This is a genomic window from Candidatus Izemoplasmatales bacterium (assembly GCA_041649275.1).
Classification (GTDB): domain Bacteria; phylum Bacillota_I; class Bacilli_A; order Izemoplasmatales; family Hujiaoplasmataceae; genus UBA12489.
The window spans coordinates 422,222-442,249 of record JBAZNL010000001.1 but is presented as its reverse complement, the minus strand read 5'-3'; the positions used below and the strand labels follow the sequence as shown (position 1 = coordinate 442,249).

The following is a 20,028-nucleotide window of genomic DNA, read 5'->3' as shown; positions in this document are numbered from 1 at the left end:
AAATATCATGCTGAATCTGTTCGAACTGCTTCTCCCGCTTCTGTTCATCATCGCCATCTCCGTCCCGCTCGTCGACGTCTTCCGCGGCAAGGTCTCCGCGCAGTCCGCGAAGAGGCGCCTCGTCACGCACGTCTTCATGTTCTTCGGAACCGTCACCGGCTTCGCCCTGTTCATCCTCATCGGCGGACCGCGCGTCTTCGCGGAAGGCGAAGTCGTGACGATCACCGGCACGCTCGCGCAGGGCCTCGGCTTCCTGTCCGCCGCCCTCTCGACCGGATTCTCGGCCATCGGCGCCGGCATCGCCGTCGCCGCCGCGGCGCCCGCCGCGATCGGCGCGTTCTCCGAGAACGAGAAGAACTTCGGCAAATCCCTCATCTTCGTCGCGCTCGGCGAAGGCGTCGCGATCTACGGTCTTCTGATCTCGATCGTGATTATCAACAAGCTCTAGGGGAAACGATGCGTTTCTACCTGTTTTCCGACAACGTCGATACCCAGGTCGGCATGCGCCTGGTGGGGATCGAAGGTGTCGTCGTCCACGAGCGCGGCGAGTTTCTGACGGCCCTCGACAAAGTGATGCAGGATTCCGAACACTGCATCATTTTAATCACGACCAAGCTGATCGGCCTGGCGCCCGAGATCATCTTCGAACTCAAACTCAGGCAAAGCAACAAGCTGATCGTCGAAATCCCCGACCGCCACGACACCGGCCGCGTCGGCGAGTCGATCGACGCCTACGTCGGTCAGGCGATCGGCATCAAACTGTGAGGTGAACCGCCATGGAATACCATCATTCCGAATCGCTCATCCGGTATTTTGAACAGGAGATCACCGAGACTTCCGCGAAGGAGATCGAAGCGATCCTCCGCGAAGTCGTCGCCATCAAGAGCAAGGAGCTCGCGAAGATCGAACTCGAGGTCAAGCAGCAGGTCGCGCTCTCGCAGGGCGTGCGGCTGAAGGAGATCAGGGACGCCCAGCGCGCCGAGATCAACCGGCTGATCGCCGATCGGAACCAGAAGCTCTCCGCCCGTCGCAACGAGATCGCCCAGAGCATCTTCGCGGCAGTCGAGGCGAAGCTCGTCGCCTACGTCGGTTCTCCCGCCTACCGGACGCACATGGCCGAGAAGGCCGAAACGGTGGCGAAGCACATCGGCGACGAAGGCCTTGTCTTCCATCTCGCCCCCGCCGACGCCGTCGGACAGGCCGCCATCGAAGGGGTCATCCCCGCCGCGAAGCACGAGTTCGACGCCACGATCCGTCTCGGCGGATTCCGCGCCGTCAATCCCCGCACCGGACTCGAGATCGACGAGACCTTCGACAACCGCCTCGCGCGCAATCGCGAATGGTTCTACGCGCATTCCCAGCTTTTCGTCCGAAACTGAACCATCCCGAGGTGAGATCTTGAACCAGAATCTGATCCATTCCATCAACGGACCGGTCGTGACCGTCCGTCATTCGACCGATTTCCGGATGCTCGAGATGGTGCTCGTCGGCGACAGCAGGCTGATGGGCGAGGTCATTTCGATCAACGACGACGAGACCGTCATCCAGGTCTACGAATCGACCGTCGGTCTTCGTCCGAACGAACCCGTCTTCCCGACCGGCGAACCCGTTTCGGTGCTCCTCGGCCCCGGCCTCATGTCGGGAATCTTCGACGGCATCGAACGCCCTCTGAACAAGATCGCGGCGGAACGGGGGATCTTCATTCCCGTCGGCAGCGCCGTCGACGCGCTTGATCCCGAACGCGTCTGGAACATCCACGTCCGCTGCCAGGAGGGCGCCGTCCTGACCCAGGGCGACGTCTACGCAACCACGCCCGAAACCGCCGTCGTCGAACACCGTCTGATGGTAACGAAGGAAGCCACCGGAACCGTCGTCTTCGTCGCGAAGGACGGGGCGTACCGCCGCGACGACGTGATCGTGCGCACCCGCGACGAATTCGGCCGCGAACACGACCTGACCCTCGCGGTCCGCTGGCCGATCAAGACGGAGCGGCCCGTCCGCACCCGTCTGCCGCTCGTCGAGCCGCTCGTCACGGGACAGCGCATCATCGACGTCATGTTCCCGATCGCCAAGGGCGGCGCCGCCGCCGTTCCCGGCGGCTTCGGCACCGGCAAGACGATGATGCAGCACCAGATCGCCAAGTGGTGCGACGCCGACATCATCGTCTACGTCGGCTGCGGCGAGCGCGGCAACGAGATGACGCAGGTGCTCGAGGAGTTCTCTGAACTCATCGACCCGCGCACGCAGCGTCCACTGACCGACCGCACGATCCTGATCGCCAACACCTCGAACATGCCGGTCGCCGCCCGCGAAGCCTCGATCTACACCGGCATCACGATCGCCGAATACTACCGCGACATGGGATACCACGTCGCGATGATGGCCGACTCGACCTCCCGCTGGGCGGAAGCGCTCCGCGAGATCTCGGGCCGCCTCGAGGAGATGCCCGCCGAGGAAGGCTTCCCCGCCTACCTGCCGAGCCGCATCTCCCAGTTCTACGAACGCGCCGGCGCCGTCGAGACGCTGTCCGGCGAAAAGGGCTCGATCACGATCGTCGGCGCCGTCTCGCCGCAAGGCGCGGACTTCTCCGAGCCGGTGACGCAGAACACGAAGCGTTTCGTGCGCTGTTTCTGGGCGCTCGACAAGCAGCTCGCCTACATCCGCCATTACGCCGCCATCAACTGGACGACGAGCTATTCCGAATATCTTCCGGACCTCAACGACTGGTACAAGAAGAACGTCGACGTCCGCTTCTGGGGCGAGCGTCAGCGCATCGTCACGCTCCTCGCCGAGGAGAACAAGCTGATGGAGATCGTCAAGCTGATCGGCAGCGACGTCCTTCCCGACGACCAGAAGCTGGTGATCGAGATCGGCCGCGTGATCCGCGTCGGCTTCCTCCAGCAGAACGCCTTTCACAAGGACGATACCTTCGTACCGCTCGCCAAGCAGATGCTGATGATGCAGATCATCCTCCATCTCCACAAGCGGGCCGTCGAATTCATCGCTTCGGGCAAGGCCCTGAGCCTGCTCCTCAAGACCGATCTCTTCGAAAAGGTCACCCGGATGAAGTATGAAATCAAGAACGACGATGCGGCCGCGCTCGATCGATACGTCTCGATGATCGACCGTACGATCCGCAAGATCGTCTGAGGGGAGGATCGCGATGAACCTGCAGTATCTCGGTTTGCATGAAATCAACGGTTCGCTCGTCTTCCTCGACGGCGTCAAGGACGTCTTCTTCGAGGAGATGGTCGAGATCCGCCTTTCCGACGGTTCGCTCCGTCAGGGACGCGTCGTCGCCATCGAGGGCGAACGCGTCGTCGTCCAGGTCTTCGAAGGGACTGCGGGCGTCTCGCTCGTCAACACCAAGACCCGCTTCCTCGGCCATCCGATGACCCTGCCGATGTCCCGCGAGATTCTCGGCCGCGTCTTCAACGGCACGGGCAAGCCGATCGACGGTCTCGGCGACGTTACGTCGACGAGTACCGCGACGTGAACGGTCTGCCGCTCAACCCCGTATCGCGCGTCTACCCGCGCGATTACATCGCCACCGGCATCTCCTCGATCGACGCGCTCACGACCCTGATCCGCGGCCAGAAGCTGCCGATCTTCACCGGCGCCGGCCTGCCGCACAACGAACTTGCCGTGCAGATCGTCCGCCAGGCGAAGATCGCCGACGAGGAAGGCAACAACTTCTGCGTCGTCTTCGCCGCGATGGGCGTGAAGAACGAGGTCGCGCGCTACTTCATCCAGTCCTTCGACGAGGCGGACGTCCGCGAACGCGTCGTCATGTACGTCAACCTCTCCAACGACCCGATCATCGAGCGCATCCTGACGCCGCGCTGCGCCCTCGCCGCGGCGGAATACCTCGCCTACACGAAGGGGATGCACGTCCTCGTCATCCTGACGGACGTCACCGCCTACTGCGAGGCGCTCCGCGAATTCTCCTCGAGCCGGGGCGAGATCCCCGGCCGCAAGGGATTCCCCGGATACCTGTATTCCGACCTCGCGTCGCTTTACGAGCGCGCGGGGATCGCCAAGGGACGCGCCGGATCGGTCACCCAGGTACCGATCCTGTCGATGCCCAACGACGACATCACCCATCCGGTCCCCGACCTCACCGGTTACATCACCGAAGGTCAGATCGTGCTCGACCGCGAACTGCATCAGAAAGGCGTCTTCCCGCCGATCGGCGTGTTGCCCTCGCTCTCCCGCCTGATGAAGGACGGCATCGGCGACGGCTATACCCGCAAGGACCATTCGGCCGTGGCCAACCAGCTCTTCGCAGCCTATTCGAAGGTCCAGGACGCCCGCAACCTCGCCTCCGTCATCGGCGAGGACGAGCTGAGTCCGGTCGACCGCAAGTACATCGAGTTCGGCGCGCTCTTCGAAAAGCACTTCCTGAACCAGGGGAAGAGCGAGAACCGCTCGATCTTCGAGACCCTCGACCTCGGCTGGCAGCTGCTGTCGATCCTCCCGAAGGGCGAACTCGACCGCATCGATCCGGTGCTGCTCGAGGAACACTACGACAACGACCGCGCCGTCACCTACTTCAACATCGTCGAGCGATCGATCATCCAGAATCTGACGCGCGCGTCGGGTGAGTGACGATGGCGCGGAAGCAGCCGATCCCCACCAAGGGGAACCTGATGGCCCAGAAGAAGTCCCTCGCCCTCGCCAAACTCGGCTACGACCTCATGGACCGCAAGCGCAACGTCCTGATCCGCGAACTGATGGAGACGATCAAGAACGTCAAGCAGCTGCGCGACGAACTCACGACCGCCTACCACCAGGCGTATCTCGCGATGCAGGAGGCCAACATCACCCTCGGCATCGTCGACGAGATCGCGAAGGCGATCCCGATCGACGACGGCCTCGGCCTCACGTTCCACAGTGTGATGGGCGTCGACATCCCGGTCGTCCTCTACGAGAGGCACGAGGTCTCTCTGTCCTACGGCATCGGCAGCACCAACACCAAGTTCGACTATGCGTACACGCGATTCCAAAAGGTGCGCGACCTGACGATCAAACTCGCCGAGGTCGACAACGGCGCCTATCGCCTCGCCAACGCGATCCGCAAGACGCAGAAGCGCGCGAATGCGCTCGACAACATCGTGATTCCCGAACTTCGCGAGAACGTCAAGTTCATCACCGACGCCCTCGAGGAAAAGGATCGCGAGGAATTCTCGCGCAAGAAGGTCATCAAGCGCAACCTCGCCGGCGCTTCCGCTCGGGCGAAGGAACGCTCCGGCGCCACGGAATAAAAAAGAAAAGACGCGGCTTCGACCGCGTCTTATTCGTTTCCGTGATCCGGTTGCGGATTCCCCTCGCGTTCCCGCCGCAGTTCCTCGCGCAGGATCTTCTTGTACTTCGGGATCGGGTCGTAACCGCCCTTGAACAGCGGATTGCATCGGAGAATGCGCCAGACCGTGAGGATCGTGGCGTAGAAGAAGTTGTAGTTCTTGTATGCGTCGATCGCGTAGTTCGAGCAGGTCGGATGGTACCGGCAGCGCGGCGGCCGTCCGGCGAACGCCGTCTGGTATTTCCGGATCAGTTTGATCATGAAGGTTCGCATCGGGATCACCGACTCCATTGTATCACGAACGCGTCATTTTGCGACAAGGCCCGACTCGACTGCGCTTGTTAATCGCGCATTCGTATGATACAATATTGAAGGTGAATCTATGTTGAACAAGAAAAATATAGAAATCATTTATGACGCGATCGACGGATATGCGGGACTGCTCTACGAACATCTGAAGACGCCGTATCTGCAGGGCGTCGTCGAAGCCTGCGACGCGATTCACGCCGGCGACGTCGGTCCGGAGATGCCCGAAGCGGCCAGACGTGCGGCCGCGCTCGCGATCGGCCGAGCGATGGGCGTCGATTTCCAGAAGGAAGAGATCCGCAAGGCGCTCCAGCTCCTGATCCTGAAGGGTTTCAAGCACGCCCGCCGTCCGAACGCCGACACGACCCCCGACACGATCGGCATCCTCGCCGCCCATCTGATTGCGAAACTGCTTCCGGGAACGGACCCACTGGTGCTTTTCGATCCGTTCGTCGGCACCGGCAACCTGATCGTGACGGCCGCGAACCATCTCGACCGCCCCGCGGCGCTCTACGGCGTCGAACGCGACATGACGAGCTACAAACTCGCCGAGGCGATGTTCGCGATGACCGACCGCGGCGACGATCTCTACCTGCAGGACACCTTCACGTTCGAAGGCCTCGCCGCGGACGTGATCCTGACCGACTTTCCCCTCGCGGCGGTCGCGGACGACGGCGGCTATCTTCCCTACGAGGCGATCCGCCATCACCGCAGGAACCTGAAACCGGACGGATTCCTGCTCGGCGTCGTCTCAAACGACTTCTTCTCGATTCCGGGGGCGGACGCGTTCCGCACCTTGATCGCCGGATCCTGGAACGTCGTCGGCTTCATCAAATTGCCGGATTCGATGTTCAAGGGGATGGGCAAAAGCATCCTGATCCTGCAGAACGCCTCCGGCGGCGCTATCGCGCCGGCCAAGGTCCTGCTCGCCGACATCCCGTCCTTCGAGGACGAGGAAGCGGCCGCCCGCGCGATCCGCGGCATCGATATCTGGTTTACCGAACATCGCTGATCGATAGAAATCACATAGGAGAACGAATACGACAATGGCAAAAATCATGGCGGTCAACGCCGGCAGCTCCTCCCTCAAGTTCCAACTCATCGGCATGCCCGAGGAAACGGTCATCACCGGCGGCATCGTCGAACGCATCGGCATGAAGGATTCCGTCTTCACCATCAAGGTGAACGGCGCGAAGATCCAGCAGGTGCTCGACATCGAAAACCACAGCCTCGCGGTCAAGCTCGTGCTCGACAAGCTCACCGAACTGAACGTCATCGCGTCCTACGACGAGATCGAAGGCGTCGGCCATCGCGTCGTCCACGGTGCTGACGTCCTCACCGAATCGGTCCTGATCACCGACAAGGAGATCGCGATCCTCGAGGAACTCGTCGACCTCGCGCCGCTCCACCTGATTCCGAACCTGACCGGCATCAAGGCCTTCAAGGAGATCCTGCCGAACGTGCGGCAGGTCGCCGTCTTCGACACCGCGTTCCATTCGACGATGCCCGAGGAATCCTTCCTGTACGCCACCCCGTACGACTGGTACGAGCGTCATGCGGTCCGCAAGTACGGTTTCCACGGCACCTCGCACAAGTACGTGTCCGAGCGCGTCGCCGCGCTCATGGGCAAGGAACCGAAGGACGTGAACGTCGTCGTCTGCCACCTCGGCAACGGCGCCTCGATCTGCGCCGTCAAGGGCGGCGTCTCGGTCGACACCTCGATGGGCTTCACGCCGCTCGAGGGCATCCCGATGGGTACCCGCTCCGGCAACGTCGATCCGGCGATCATCGAATACATGATGCTGAAGAAGGGCAAGTCGGCCAGGGAGATCACTTCCATCCTGAACAAGCAGTCGGGATACCTCGGCGTCTCCGGCGTCTCCTCCGACTCGCGCGACCTGAACGACGCGGCTTCGCGCGGCAACCATCGCGCCCAGCTCGCGATCGACATCCAGGCGAAGCGGATCGCCGATTACGTCGCCAGCTACCACTGCTACGTCGGCGGCGCCGACGCGATCGTGTTCACCGCCGGCATCGGCGAGAACGCGCCGACGACCCGCGCCAACATCTGTCGCCGGCTTTCCGCCCTCGGCGTCAGGATCGACGACAAGCAGAACGACTGCCGCGGCGTCGAACGCCTCATCTCCACGCCGGATTCCCGGATCCAGGTCTGGGTCGTCCCGACGAACGAGGAAGTCATGATCGCCCGCGACACCATGCGCCTGATCCATTCCAAGTAGAAAATAAAGACAACGAAGACCTCCTCCGTATCATGTTCGCGAGGAGGTCTTTTCCATGTCGATCATGCTTTTGGTCTTTCTGTCCGCCGTCTTCGCCCTGTCGCCCCCCGCCGTCGCTTCGCCCGCCATCGACGCCGCACCGGGCGGCGTCTTCTGGAACGACCGTCTCTACGAATATGGCAGGGTCGCCAAGTGCGAGGAACCGTTCGACGGGGACGCCTGGTTCACGATCCGCGACGCTGCGACGGGGGCGCTCCTGCACGAAACCGTCTACGACGGCGGCAACGACGAGGCCTTCATCTATTTCGCCGTGCTCGGCGACGACGTCTTCGCCCTCGTCACCGAGACCCGCGGGATTCCCGGGAGCGGCGGATCGTCGCTCCTGAAGACCGAGATCCTCACGTATTCCGCAGATGGCGAACCACGCGGACGGGCTTGGCTTCGGGGATCGATGACGGCCTACAACAACCACGGCGGATATCTGGTCCTGTCGACCGACGAATCGTACGCTCCCGATTACGTCTTCGATGCGGATTTGGCGCCCGTCGTCCTACCCGACGAGGTGGTCGCCGTCGGTTCGTTCCGGTATCCGTACCGCGCTTTCGCCACGGTCGACGGCGAACCCGTCGAAGCGATCGCGATCGACCGACCGGGGATCCACGACGTCGAAGTGAGCGACGGTTGGTATACCTATCGGTTTCGGGTCGTCGTCGAACCGATCGTCGGCGGAATCGTCGATCAGGGCGAGTACGAAGGGGTGGTGACGGTGACGTCGTCCGGCGAGCTGTCAATCGACGGACACTCCTTCGAATCGGGGGGGTCGTTCGACCGCCCCGGCAACCACGTGTTGACGATCGCCGGCGACAACGGTTACGAGAAGCAGATCGCGTTCGTGATCCATCCGTACGTCGCCAACGTCGCCGAAGGGTTCGCGACGGCGGCGGGAGTCCGCGTCTTTTCCAACGCCGATGCGCTTCTGGTCGACGGCGAACCCTATGTCCAGGGAGAACTGTACCGCATTCCCGGGAAGCATGCCCTGACGGTTTCCGCCGCCAACGGCTACGTCCGCACGATCGGTTTCTCGATCCTGCCGTCGGCGGCGGGCGTCCTGTCGGGGGGAGTCTACGAAGGCGGCGTCGAGATCGAGATCAACGGCACGGCCGTCCTTGCCGGCCTGACGGTGACGGGAACGGTCAGAATCGACGAACCGGGGACCTACGAACTGGTCCTCTACTTCGACGGCGAGCCGTACGCGACGTATGCGTTCGCAGTGACCGCCGCGCTCGATCCCGTGCGCTGGTGGCAGACCTTTCCGTGGCTCGAGACGGTTTCCGGAATCCTGGCGGTCGTCGGTCTCTTTTTGATCTTCCGCAAGAAGTGAATGAGCGGAACGCGCTTCCGTATGTTATAATCGAGCCGGTGGTAACGATGCACGCATTCGATCTTTTCATCCAGACCGGATACTCGTTCAACGGCTCGCTGGTCGACGTCGACCGACTCGTCGAACGGGCGAAAGGGGCGGGATTCACCGCGCTCGGGATCGCCGACGACAGAAACATGTTCGCGGCGCTCAAATTTTACCGGAAGTGCGTGGATTCCGGCATCAAGCCGATCATCGGAATGGCGTTTCCGACGATCGCCGGCGAGGGGACGGAACTCCCCTTTTCGGCGTTCGCGAAAAACGCCGAGGGTTATCGGAATCTGATCCGCCTGGCTTCACGATTGGGAACCGGGGAGAAGAACCTCGGACTGGAGGTCCTCGCGCAGCATGCGTCCGGACTCTTCTTCGTGTCGCCGACGGCCCACGGCGCGCTTTCGGATCTGATCGCGCAGGGCGATCTCCCGCAGGCGATCGACCTTTGGCGCACGGTCGTCCGGACGCTTCCCGACGCCTGGCTCGGTCTCGACCTGAACGATTTCCAGAGCGAACTGAAGATCGCTCCGGCACTCGGCGAAGTCGGTCGTCCGGTCGCGTTCAACCGCGTCCGCTACATGGATCGGGACGACATTCCCGCCAGCCGCATCCTCCAGGCGATCCTTTCCGATCAGAAGGTCCTGAACGAGGGCTTGTTCCTGTCGGAAGACGCGGTCTACGACTTCAAGACGCCAGAACGGCTCGAGCGGCTCTTCGCCGACTACCCGGCCGCCGTCGAAAACGCGGTCGGGCTGATCGATTCCGTCGAGCTTTCCATCGATTTCAGGAGCCGCCGGCTTCCGCGCTATCCGCTCGGTCCGGGACTGACCGCGGCCGGCGAGCTTCGCAGGATGGCGGAGAAGGGACTCGCCCGCCGCTTGGCGACGACGCCCCCGGACCGGCTCCGCCATTCCGCCGAGGAATATCGCAAGCGCCTCGACTGGGAACTCGCGACGATCGAGACGATGGGGTATTCGGATTATTTCCTGGTCGTCTGGGACTTCGTCCTCCACGCCAAGAAGAAAGGCATCCTGGTCGGCCCCGGCCGCGGCTCGGCCGCAGGGTCGCTCACAAGTTACGTGCTCGGCATCGTCGACGTCGATCCGCTCCTGCACAACCTGTTCTTCGAACGTTTCCTCAACCCGGAACGCATCACGATGCCCGACATCGACATGGACTTTCCGGACGACCGTCGCGACGAGGTGATCCGCTACGTCGCCGACAAGTACGGCAAGGAACACGTCGCCAACATCGTCGCGTTCGGCACCTTTCAAGGAAAGAGCGCGATCCGCGAGGTCGCGCGGATCCTGAAGACGCCCGAGGCGGTCGTCGGCGAACTCGCCGGATCGGTGAGCGAGACCGCCAACTCGATCGCCGAGTTCAAGGCGAAGGAACCCGAGAAATACCGCTACCTGTCCGCCAATCCGATCGTGTCCGACCTCCTGTCGACCGCCGAGAAGCTGGTCGACCTGCCGAAGCACCTGTCGACCCACGCGGCCGGGATCGTGATCACGGACGAGCCGATCACCGACTTCGCGCCCGTCCGAGCGGGTCTCCTCGACATGAACCAGACGCAGTACGAAGCTTCCGACCTCGAGGCGATCGGTCTCCTCAAGATCGACTTCCTCGGCATCTCGAATCTGACTTCGATCGACCGCGTGCTCCGGCTCGTCGAGGCCGAGACCGGGACGAAGCCCGACATCTACCGCATCCCGATGGATGATCCGAAGACCTTCCGGCTGCTTCAGGACGTCTCCGTCCTCGGCGTCTTCCAACTCGAATCCGACGGCATGATGAACCTCCTCCGACAGATGCAGGTGAAAAACTTCGACGACATCTCGGCGGCGATCGCGCTCTTCCGTCCGGGGCCGATGGCGAACATCCCGACCTACCTCGAGCGCCGCGGCGGGAAGGCGAAGGTGACCTATCCCGACCCGCTCCTCGAGGACATTCTTAAAGATACCTATGGGATCATCGTCTACCAGGAACAGATCATGCAGATCGCGAACCAGTACGCCGGCTACTCGCTCGGCGAGGCCGACGTGCTGCGCCGCGCGGTTTCGAAGAAGAAGGAAGACGTGCTCGTCCGCGAGCGCGAGAAGTTCGTCCGCAAGTGCGTCGAGCGGAATCACGCCCCCGCGGTCGCGGACGGCATCTACGACTACATCGTCAGGTTCGCCGACTACGGCTTCAACAAATCCCATTCCGTCGCCTATGCCCTCGTCGCCTACTGGATGGCGTACCTGAAGGCGAACCATCCGTTCGAATTCATGGCGGTCCTGCTCGACGCCGCCGTCGGCTCGGCCGCGGCGACGCACGACTACGTGCGGGAATGTCGGAAACTCGGCATCCGCGTCCTGCCTCCGGACATCAACCGCTCCGGGGCCCGCTTCCGGATCGAGAAGGAAGGTCTCCGCCTCCCCTTCCAGGGCATCCGCGGCATCGGCCCGGTGATCGCGAAGAAGATCGAGGAGGTCCGCGGCGACGAACCGTTCGCCGACTTCATCGACTTCATGCGCCGTGCCGGCGACGTCAACGCCAAGGCGGTGGAAAGCCTGATCATGGTGGGCGCCTTCGACGCCTTCGGGAAGAACCGCGCCACGCTCGCGGCGAACCAGAAGCAGATCGCCAACTACATGTCCTTCGGCGAATATTCCGACACGACCCGCTTCGTCTACATCGACGCCCCCGAGTACGATTACGCCACTCTCCAGGAAAAGGAGAAGGAGCTGCTCGGCATCAACCTGACGCACCATCCGCTCAACCGCCATCAGGAACGGCTGGAGGCGCTGGGGATTGGGACGGTTTCCGACGCCCTTCACGCCGCCGGCGGGCCGGCGCGGTTCGCCGGCATGGTCGCCCGCATCAATCGGATCAAGACCAAGGGCGGCGAGGCGATGGCCTTCGTCGAGATCGAGGACCAGCTGACGTCCGCCGAAGGCGTCCTGTTCCCGCGGACCTTCGCCCGCGCCCAGGCGAAACTCGAGAAAGGAGCCGTCCTGATCTTCACCGGACGGCTGGAGACGAAGAACGACAAGAAGCAGTTCGTCATCGACGACGTCAAAGACGTCGGATGAGAAGGAGGACATCATGAAGATAGCGGTCTTGACTTCCGGCGGCGACGCTCCCGGAATGAACGCCGCGATCCGCGCCGTCGTCCGGACGGCGCTGCATTACGGCATGGAGGCCTACGGCGTGTACAACGGCTACCGCGGTCTCGTCGAGGGCGACATCCGCCAGCTCCAGCGCAACGACGTGGGGATGGTCCTCAATCGCGGCGGCACGATCCTGGGATCCGCGCGGCTCGACGAGTTCCGTCAGCTGGAAGTCCGGCAGAAGGCGGTCGACAACCTCAAGGCCTTCGGGATCGACGCGCTCGTGACGATCGGCGGCGACGGCACCTACCGCGGCGCGGCCGACCTCTGCGACATGGGCGTGAACTGCATCGGCCTGCCCGGGACGATCGACAACGACCTCGCCTGCACGGAATACACGATCGGCTTCTTCACGGCGCTCAATACCGCGATCGACTGCATCGACAAGCTCCGCGACACGTCCTTCTCGCACCAGCGCTGCACGGTCGTCGAACTGATGGGACGCCACTGCGGCGACCTCTCGATCTTCGCCGGTGTCGCTTCCGGTTCGGAAATCGTGATCACGGAGGAGACCGGCTTCGACCGCAAGGCGGTACTCGAGACGATCCGCAAGGCCAAGCTGATGCGGAAACGCCACATGATCGTGATCGTCGCCGAGCACATGCTCGACGTCTTCGCGCTCGCCAAGGACATCGAGGAATACACCGGTTACGAGACCCGCGCGACCGTGCTCGGCTACGTCCAGCGCGGCGGCACCCCTGCGGCCTTCGACCGCATCCTCGCCTCCAAGATGGGCAGTTACGCCGTCGAACTGGTCCGGGAGGGTGCTTACGGCAAGGCCGTCTGCGGCCGCGGCATCGAACTCTTTTCGCTCGACTTCCGGACCGCGCTCGCGACGACCCGGAAACGGACCGACCTGTACGATTATCTCGAAAAGATAAGTTGAATTTCCGGTATTCATTTTCGCGTCGATCGTCCGCTTTCCGGCGGTCCCGAACGGCCGAAAATGGTTTACATCGTCCGGCGATGGGGTTATAATTAATTACAGAATATTTACAATATTCAAAAAAATGGAGGGAAAGAAATGAGAAAGGCACTACTCGCACTTGCATTGGCCCTGATTTCGGTGTTCACGCTCGTCGCTTGCGGCGAAACGACCTACGAAATCGCCATGGTCACCGACTCCGGTGGAATCGATGACAAGTCGTTCAACCAGGGAACCTGGGAAGGCATCATCCGTTATGCCGAAGAGAACGACAAGACGTACAAGTACTACAAGCCGGCCGAAGTCTCCGACGCCGCCTACCTCGCCGCGATCAAGCTCGCCGTCGACGGCGGAGCCAAGATCGTCATCACCCCCGGTTACCTCTTCGAAACTTCCATCAACGACGCCCAGACGCTTTACCCCGAAGTGAAGTTCGTCCTCATCGACGGCGAACCGCACACCGCCGACAACCCGGATACCGAGGCCTACGACCCGATCTATGAAACCAAGTCCAACACCCTCTGCATCCTGTTCGACGAGAATGAAGCCGGCTTCTACGCCGGATACGCCGCCGTCCAGGGCGGACTCGACAACCTCGGCTTCTTCGGCGGAATGGCCGTCCCGGCCGTCGTCCGCTTCGGAGTCGGCTATGTCGCCGGTGCCTACTACGCGGCCGATGAACTCGACGTCGCCATCACCTTCGACGCCACCCATTATCATTATCTTGGCTCGTTCGCTCCGTCGGATGACGCCAAGAACCTCGCCCGCACGTGGTTCAACGCGGGTGTCGACGTGATCTTCGCCGCCGCCGGCGGCGCCGGATCGTCCGCGATGCTCGCGGCCGAGGAAGTCACCGGCAAGTACACGATCGGCGTCGACAAGGATCAGTCCACCGAATCGCTGACCGTCGTCACCTCCGCCCTCAAGGGCGTCGGCGAAGCGGCCTACCAGGCGCTTGAAGACTACTACGGCGGAACCTTCGTCGGTGGCAGAACGATCTCCCTCGGCTCGGCCGAAGGCGGCGTCGCGCTCCCCTCGGACTTCTCCAGATTCGGCACTTCGGCAACGGCCGTCGCCGCTGCGTATGACAGCCTCTTCGACCTCGTCGTCGCCGGCACCGTCGTCGTTCCGACGAACGACGCCGCCAGCCTCGCGGCGTTCCTGACCAACCTCGGCGTCGATGCCGCCCAGGTCACCGCGATCTGCGACGCAGCCGAATAAGCAATTCGCAATCGCACCTACAGTCACGCTTGGAAGAAGGAAGGATTTTTCACACATCCTTCCTTCTTTTCCAAGACGGACGGCATCTTACCATCGTATCGATGAGGTGAATCCATGTCCTATGTCATCGAAATGCTCGAGGTCTGCAAGAACTTCGGCACGCTCAAGGCGAACGACCACGTGACCTTCCAGCTCCGATCCGGGGAAGTCCACGCCCTCGTGGGCGAGAACGGCGCCGGCAAGAGCACGCTCATGTCGATCCTCTTCGGCCTCTACGCCGCTGACGGCGGCGAGATCCGTTACAAAGGCGATCGGGTCGAGATCAAGAATCCCAACGATGCCAACCGTCTTCGCATCGGGATGGTCCACCAGCACTTCAAACTGGTGGATGTTTTCACCGTCACGGAAAACATCATCCTCGGCAACGAAGATACGCAATTCGGTTTTCTCACCAAAAAAGAAGCCCGCCAGAAAATCGTCGCGCTGAGCGAACGGTACAAGCTGACCGTCGACCCCGACGCGCTGATCAAGGATATATCCGTCGGCATGCAGCAGCGCGTCGAGATCCTGAAGATGCTCTACCGCGACGCCGACATCCTCATCTTCGACGAGCCCACCGCGGTCCTCACTCCGCAGGAGATCGACGAACTGATGATCACCATCCGAAACTTCGCGAAGGAAGGCAAGTCGATCGTCATCATCACGCATAAACTGAACGAGGTCATGGCCGTCGCCGACCGCTGCACGGTGCTCCGCAAGGGGAAATGCATCGGCACCGTCGACGTCAAGGACACGACCGTCGCCATTCTCGCGGAAATGATGGTCGGACGCAAGGTCAGCTTCACCGTCGACAAGAATCCGCAGGTTCTCAAGGACGAGATCTTCCGGGCCGAGAACGTTTCCTTCTTCAGCAAGGAGAAGAACCGGATGATGGTCGACGACGTCAGCTTCGCCATCCACGGCGGCGAGATCCTCGGCATCGCCGGGATCGAGGGCAACGGTCAGACGGAACTCGTGAACGTCATCACCGGATTGCGACGCCAGACGTCCGGACGGTTCTTCCTGCAGGGGAAGGACATGACCGAAGCGCCGATCCGCGAGCGACTCGAGGGCGGCATGGGTCACATTCCCGAAGACCGCCACAAGCACGGGCTGGTGCTCGATTTCAACCTCGCCGAGAACCTCGTGCTCGAATCCTACTATCTCCCCCGCTTCCAGAACCGCGGCTTCATCCGCTTCGACGCCGTCATGGAGAACGCGAAGGACCTGATCGGCCGTTTCGACATCCGTTCCGCCGCAGGTCCCGATTCGGTCGTCCGTTCGATGTCGGGCGGCAACCAGCAGAAGGCGATCATCTCGCGCGAGATCTCACGCGATCCCGACCTGCTCGTCGCAGTCCAGCCGACGCGTGGCCTCGACGTCGGCGCGATCGAGTACATCCACGACCAGCTTCTGAAGGAACGCGACTCGGGAAAGGCGATTCTGCTCGTCAGCCTCGAACTCGACGAGGTCATGAACCTTTCCGACCGCATCCTCGTCATCTTCGAAGGCAGGATCGTCGCCGAACTCGACCCCGTCAAGACGTCATTCCACGAGATCGGACTCTACATGTCCGGATCGAAGCCGGAGGTGAAGACCGATGTCGCGGCATGATTCTCGCATCGCCCGATTCTTCCGACGCGTCGCCGCCGCATTCGCGCGGTTCTTCGCCGGTCCGTCCTTCAAGCGCGCGATTCCTTCGTTCCTGGCGATCGGCGCCGGCCTCGTCTTCGGCATCTTCACGATGTTCCTGATCTGGCTGCTCGTCAAACTCAACGTCTTCCACGTCGTGAACGACCCGCAGCTTCTCCGGGGGATCGGCAAACTCCTCGCCGGAGGCTTCAACAACGGCATGAACAGCATCGGCTACATGCTGTATCGCGCCGCACCGCTGATCCTCACCGGTCTCGCGGTCGGCTTCGCCTTCAAGACCGGTCTCTTCAACATCGGCGCCCCGGGACAGCTCGTCTTCGGCGCCCTTGCGGCGATCGTCATCGGGCTCAAGCTGTCGATGCCGGCGCCGTGGCACTGGATGCTCTGCCTCGTCGGCGGGATGGCGGCGGGATCCCTCTGGGGGTTCATCGTCGGCTTCCTCAAGTCGGTCTTCAACGTCCACGAGGTCGTCGCCTCGATCATGATGAACTACATCGCGATGTACTTCGCCTTCTGGGCGCTCGACGCGTTCGACCTGCGGCTTCGATTCGTAGATTCCATTTCAGGCGCGATTTCGCTTGCGCCGTATACCGCGACGCTCGCCCAGACGGCCTGGCTTCCGCGCGGATTGTCCGAGATCTTCGGCGGCTATACCATCAACATCGGCATCCTGATCGCGCTCGCCGCGGTCGCCGTCATGTACGTCGTCCTGAACAGGACCACGCTCGGCTACCAGCTGAAGGCCGCCGGCTTCAACCGCGACGCCTCCAAGTACGCCGGCATGAACACGAAGCGCGACATCATGATTTCGATGGCGATCTCCGGATTGCTCGCCGGCCTCGCCGGTGCGATCATCATCATGGTTCCCGACAAGAAGATGTTCACCGACCAGGCGACGATGTCCTCGGAGTTCATGTCGATCGGCTTCGACGGCATCTCGATCGCCCTGCTCGGCCTCTCCGAACCGATCGGCGTCGGCCTCGCCGGCCTCTTCCTCGCCTACATCCGGATCGGCGGCGACTACCTCGACATCGCCAACTACATGAAGGAACTCGCCGATGTGATCACTTCGGTCATCATCTACTTCAGCGCCCTCTCGGTCGCGCTCTACCAGTTCATCCAGAAACGCAAGAAGAAGAAAGCCGTCGATGCGGCTGCGGCGAACGGAGGTGACGAGCGATGATCCCGATCACCGGAGCGCTCGCGTACGACCTCTTCACGTCCACTCTGGAAACGATGATCCCGCTTCTGATCGTCGCCATCGGCGCGATGATCTGCGAGAAGTCCGGCGTCACCAACATCGCCCTCGAGGGCATCATGATTTTCGGCGCGTTCGTCGGCTGCTGGTTCGTCAAGATCGTCGAGCCGGAAACACTCGTCCTCGCCGCGCAGCAGACGAACTGGGAGAAGAGCGTCCTGTTCCTCGGAGGCGCGCTCATCGGCGGCATCGCCGGCCTGCTCTTCTCGTGGCTCCACGCCTACGCGTCGATCTCGATGAAGGCCGACCAGACGATCTCCGCGACGGCTCTCAACCTGGTCGCCCCGGCGATCGCGATCTTCGTCGCCCGATCCGTCATCGGCGGCCGCCACATCGAATACAAGACGACCTTCAAGATGGCGGAGGTCGGCTCCTTCGCCGACATCCCCGTCATCGGCGACCTCTTCTTCAAGAACGTGAACGTCGGCTTCTACCTCGGCATTGTCATCCTTCTTCTCGCGTACGTCTTCCTCTACAAGACGAAGACGGGACTCCGGCTGATGGCCTGCGGCGAGAATCCGCATGCCGCGGACTCGCTCGGCGTCAACATCTACAAGATCCGCTATGGCGCCGTCCTCACCTCCGGGTTCCTCGGCGGCCTCGGCGGCTTCGTCTTCGCCGTCTCGATGGGCAAGTCGTTCGAAGGGACCGTTTCCGGCTTCGGCTTCCTCGCCATCGCCGTCCTCATCTTCGGCAACTGGCGACCGTTCCGCGTCCTCTTCGCGGCATTCTTCTTCGGTCTCATGAAGACGGTCGCGATCTCCTACTCGGCGATCCCGTTCCTTTCCGCCCTCAACATCAACACCAACCTCTACAAGATGATTCCGTACGTGGCCACGCTCTTCGTCCTGATCGCCACCTCGAAATCGTCGCACGCCCCGAAGGCCGCGGGCAAGATCTACGACCAAGGCACAAGATGACAAAATCCGCCGTCCGGTTCGCCGGACGGCGGATTCGCATCTTCGGACCGACGGACGCCCCGTCGGTCCTTTCGTATACTGAGACTAGGAGAAACCTCTCCTGGTCTTTTTCATATCCACCAGCGGATCGGCCGAACCGTCGCGCGATGCAGGTAGGCGTCGACGAGCGCGGCGCGCACGGCGTCGCGCACGGCGGGAACCGTCCGTGAAGCGAACGCATCGAGCTGGACGTAGAGGTCGTGGAGCTGATGGTCGAGAAACGAGAAGTCGCGGTCGTCGAGAAAGTCGTGGAACGACTCCATGAAGGAAAACATCGACGGCACGGCGTCATGGATCGTCGTGAGCGCCGCCTGCGCGTAGCCGCGGTTCCAGAAATGTTCGAGCACGCGCTCGACGCGTTCGATGCGCGCGAGGTCGTCGGCCGACAGGACGGGGCTTTTTCGGATGCGGTAGGGGGGCTCAGGGTCGTAGTCGTAGCCGAGCCGCCCGGCGTCGCGGCGGAGCGGCGTGCCCGGAAGCATCTTCAGGAAACCGAGCTGGAGTTCCGGGGCGAAGAGCGAGAACGTCTCATCGAAGGTCCGGCGGAACGATGCGAGGTCCTCGCCCGGAAGACCCGCGATCAGGTCGAGGTGGACGACGACCCTTCCCCCCGCAACGAGCGCACGGACGTTTTCGAAGAGACGCGCGTTGTCCTGGACGCGCGCAACGGCCGCATTTGCGGCCGCGTTCGTCGACTGGACGCCGATCTCGAAGCGGATCAGTCCGATCGGCGCGTCCTCGTTCAGGCGACGGATCATGTCCGGCTTCAGGAGATCGCCGACGATCTCGAACTGGAAGACGACGCCGGGTCGATGGCAGGCGATGACGAAATCGAACAGCGCCGAAGCCTCCGCTGGCCGGACGTTGAAGGAGCGGTCGAGGAACTTGAACGTGCGCGCCCCGCGGTCCAGGAGGAAATCGATCTCCGCCTCGACGCGTTCGATCGGGAAGCGGCGCACCCCGCCTTCGAGCGGCGCCACGCAGTAGGTACAGGCGAAGGGACAGCCGCGCGACCACTCGAGATACTGGATCCGATGGGCCAGTCCCGGGAGGTCATCCGGATCGCGGTACGGACTCGGAAGCGCTCTGAGGTTGGCGATCGGAACGGCGGGATTCACGTGGATTCCAGTGGAATCCCGCCATGCGAGACCGGGGATTTCGCGCCACGGGGATTCGTCCGCGAGCGCCTTGCAGAGCGCCGCGAAGGTGCGCTCGCCCTCGCCCGACGCGATGAAGTCGAAGGTTCCTTCGAAAAGGTGGCGTTCGGCGTCGTAGGCGACCTCGGGGCCGCCTGCGACGAGGCGCGCCCGGGAGCGACCGCGGAGGACGGCGGCGATCCGCTTCACGGCCTTGACGTTCCAGAGGTAGACGGAGAAGCCGACGACGTCGGGGTCTTCGGCGAGGATGGCTTCGGCGATCGCGTCCGGATCCGTCTTGACGGTGAACTCCAGGAGCCGGCAGGGGTAAGGGCAGGAAGCGCGGATCAGGCGGAGCGCGAGGTTGGGATGGATGTATTTCGCGTCGATGGCGCAGAGGACGATCTTCATGGCATCACC

At 62.5% G+C, this 20,028-nt stretch carries 18 protein-coding genes; 16 read left to right on the top strand and 2 right to left on the bottom strand.

Translation table 11 applies throughout. The features are described 5' to 3' along the window. Positions 1-7 precede the first annotated feature (7 nt). Genes WC509_02050 through WC509_02020 form a run of 7 tightly spaced genes read left to right on the top strand, consistent with a single transcriptional unit; the run spans position 8 to position 5,264 of the window. Positions 8-448 (top strand): ATP synthase subunit C, encoded by a 441-nt coding sequence (locus WC509_02050; protein MFA5006241.1) that lies wholly within the window; start codon positions 8-10, stop codon positions 446-448. A gap of 8 nt (positions 449-456) precedes the next feature. Beyond that, positions 457-765, top strand: a complete 309-nt coding sequence (locus WC509_02045) for a V-type ATP synthase subunit F (GenBank protein ID MFA5006240.1) — start codon at positions 457-459, stop codon at positions 763-765. A gap of 11 nt (positions 766-776) precedes the next feature. Then, positions 777-1,379, top strand: coding sequence for a hypothetical protein (locus tag WC509_02040; GenBank protein MFA5006239.1), 603 nt, complete (start codon positions 777-779; stop codon positions 1,377-1,379). A gap of 19 nt (positions 1,380-1,398) precedes the next feature. Continuing rightward, a complete protein-coding gene (locus WC509_02035; GenBank protein MFA5006238.1) occupies positions 1,399-3,150 on the top strand; it encodes a V-type ATP synthase subunit A in 1,752 nt (583 codons plus the stop codon). A gap of 13 nt (positions 3,151-3,163) precedes the next feature. Beyond that, positions 3,164-3,496, top strand: a complete 333-nt coding sequence (locus WC509_02030; protein MFA5006237.1) for a hypothetical protein — start codon at positions 3,164-3,166, stop codon at positions 3,494-3,496. Beyond that, on the top strand, positions 3,493-4,608 hold the full coding sequence (locus WC509_02025; protein MFA5006236.1) for a V-type ATP synthase subunit B: 1,116 nt from the start codon (positions 3,493-3,495) through the stop codon (positions 4,606-4,608). Before WC509_02030 ends, WC509_02025 begins: the two co-directional genes overlap by 4 nt. A gap of 2 nt (positions 4,609-4,610) precedes the next feature. Further along, on the top strand, positions 4,611-5,264 hold the full coding sequence (locus WC509_02020) for a V-type ATP synthase subunit D (protein MFA5006235.1): 654 nt from the start codon (positions 4,611-4,613) through the stop codon (positions 5,262-5,264). A gap of 29 nt (positions 5,265-5,293) precedes the next feature. On the opposite strand, the gene yidD is transcribed toward WC509_02020, so the two are convergent. Then, entirely contained in the window at positions 5,294-5,563 is a 270-nt protein-coding gene (yidD, locus tag WC509_02015; GenBank protein MFA5006234.1) for a membrane protein insertion efficiency factor YidD, read from the bottom strand. Between the two features lie 124 nt (positions 5,564-5,687). Here yidD and WC509_02010 point away from each other — a divergent pair, with 124 nt between their 5' ends. The 9 genes from WC509_02010 to WC509_01970 all read left to right on the top strand — a co-directional run bounded on the left by WC509_02010 (position 5,688) and on the right by WC509_01970 (position 18,433). Next, the gene (locus tag WC509_02010) at positions 5,688-6,620 is read left to right on the top strand and encodes a hypothetical protein (protein ID MFA5006233.1); all 933 of its coding nucleotides are present in this window, start codon (positions 5,688-5,690) and stop codon (positions 6,618-6,620) included. 34 nt (positions 6,621-6,654) lie between these two features. After that, positions 6,655-7,848 carry an acetate kinase gene (locus WC509_02005; protein MFA5006232.1) on the top strand — a complete coding sequence of 398 codons (1,194 nt, stop codon included), beginning with the start codon at positions 6,655-6,657 and terminating at the stop codon, positions 7,846-7,848. Between the two features lie 55 nt (positions 7,849-7,903). Beyond that, on the top strand, positions 7,904-9,229 hold the full coding sequence (locus WC509_02000) for a hypothetical protein (protein MFA5006231.1): 1,326 nt from the start codon (positions 7,904-7,906) through the stop codon (positions 9,227-9,229). A 47-nt stretch (positions 9,230-9,276) separates the two neighbouring features. Next, positions 9,277-12,339 carry a DNA polymerase III subunit alpha gene (locus WC509_01995; protein ID MFA5006230.1) on the top strand — a complete coding sequence of 1,021 codons (3,063 nt, stop codon included), beginning with the start codon at positions 9,277-9,279 and terminating at the stop codon, positions 12,337-12,339. A gap of 13 nt (positions 12,340-12,352) precedes the next feature. Then, a complete protein-coding gene (gene pfkA / locus WC509_01990) occupies positions 12,353-13,303 on the top strand; it encodes a 6-phosphofructokinase (protein ID MFA5006229.1) in 951 nt (316 codons plus the stop codon). Positions 13,304-13,441: 138 nt separating this feature from the next. Further along, positions 13,442-14,563 (top strand): BMP family ABC transporter substrate-binding protein, encoded by a 1,122-nt coding sequence (locus tag WC509_01985; protein MFA5006228.1) that lies wholly within the window; start codon positions 13,442-13,444, stop codon positions 14,561-14,563. A 114-nt stretch (positions 14,564-14,677) separates the two neighbouring features. Continuing rightward, a complete protein-coding gene (locus tag WC509_01980; GenBank protein ID MFA5006227.1) occupies positions 14,678-16,216 on the top strand; it encodes an ABC transporter ATP-binding protein in 1,539 nt (512 codons plus the stop codon). Then, positions 16,203-17,438 (top strand): ABC transporter permease, encoded by a 1,236-nt coding sequence (locus tag WC509_01975; protein MFA5006226.1) that lies wholly within the window; start codon positions 16,203-16,205, stop codon positions 17,436-17,438. The genes WC509_01980 and WC509_01975 overlap by 14 nt, the downstream gene beginning before the upstream one ends. After that, a complete protein-coding gene (locus WC509_01970; GenBank protein MFA5006225.1) occupies positions 17,435-18,433 on the top strand; it encodes an ABC transporter permease in 999 nt (332 codons plus the stop codon). Before WC509_01975 ends, WC509_01970 begins: the two co-directional genes overlap by 4 nt. A 110-nt stretch (positions 18,434-18,543) precedes the next feature. Here WC509_01970 and WC509_01965 read toward each other — a convergent pair whose 3' ends face one another. Next, positions 18,544-20,019 carry a DUF4080 domain-containing protein gene (locus WC509_01965; protein ID MFA5006224.1) on the bottom strand — a complete coding sequence of 492 codons (1,476 nt, stop codon included), beginning with the start codon at positions 20,017-20,019 and terminating at the stop codon, positions 18,544-18,546. Between the last annotated feature and the right edge of the window lie 9 nt (positions 20,020-20,028).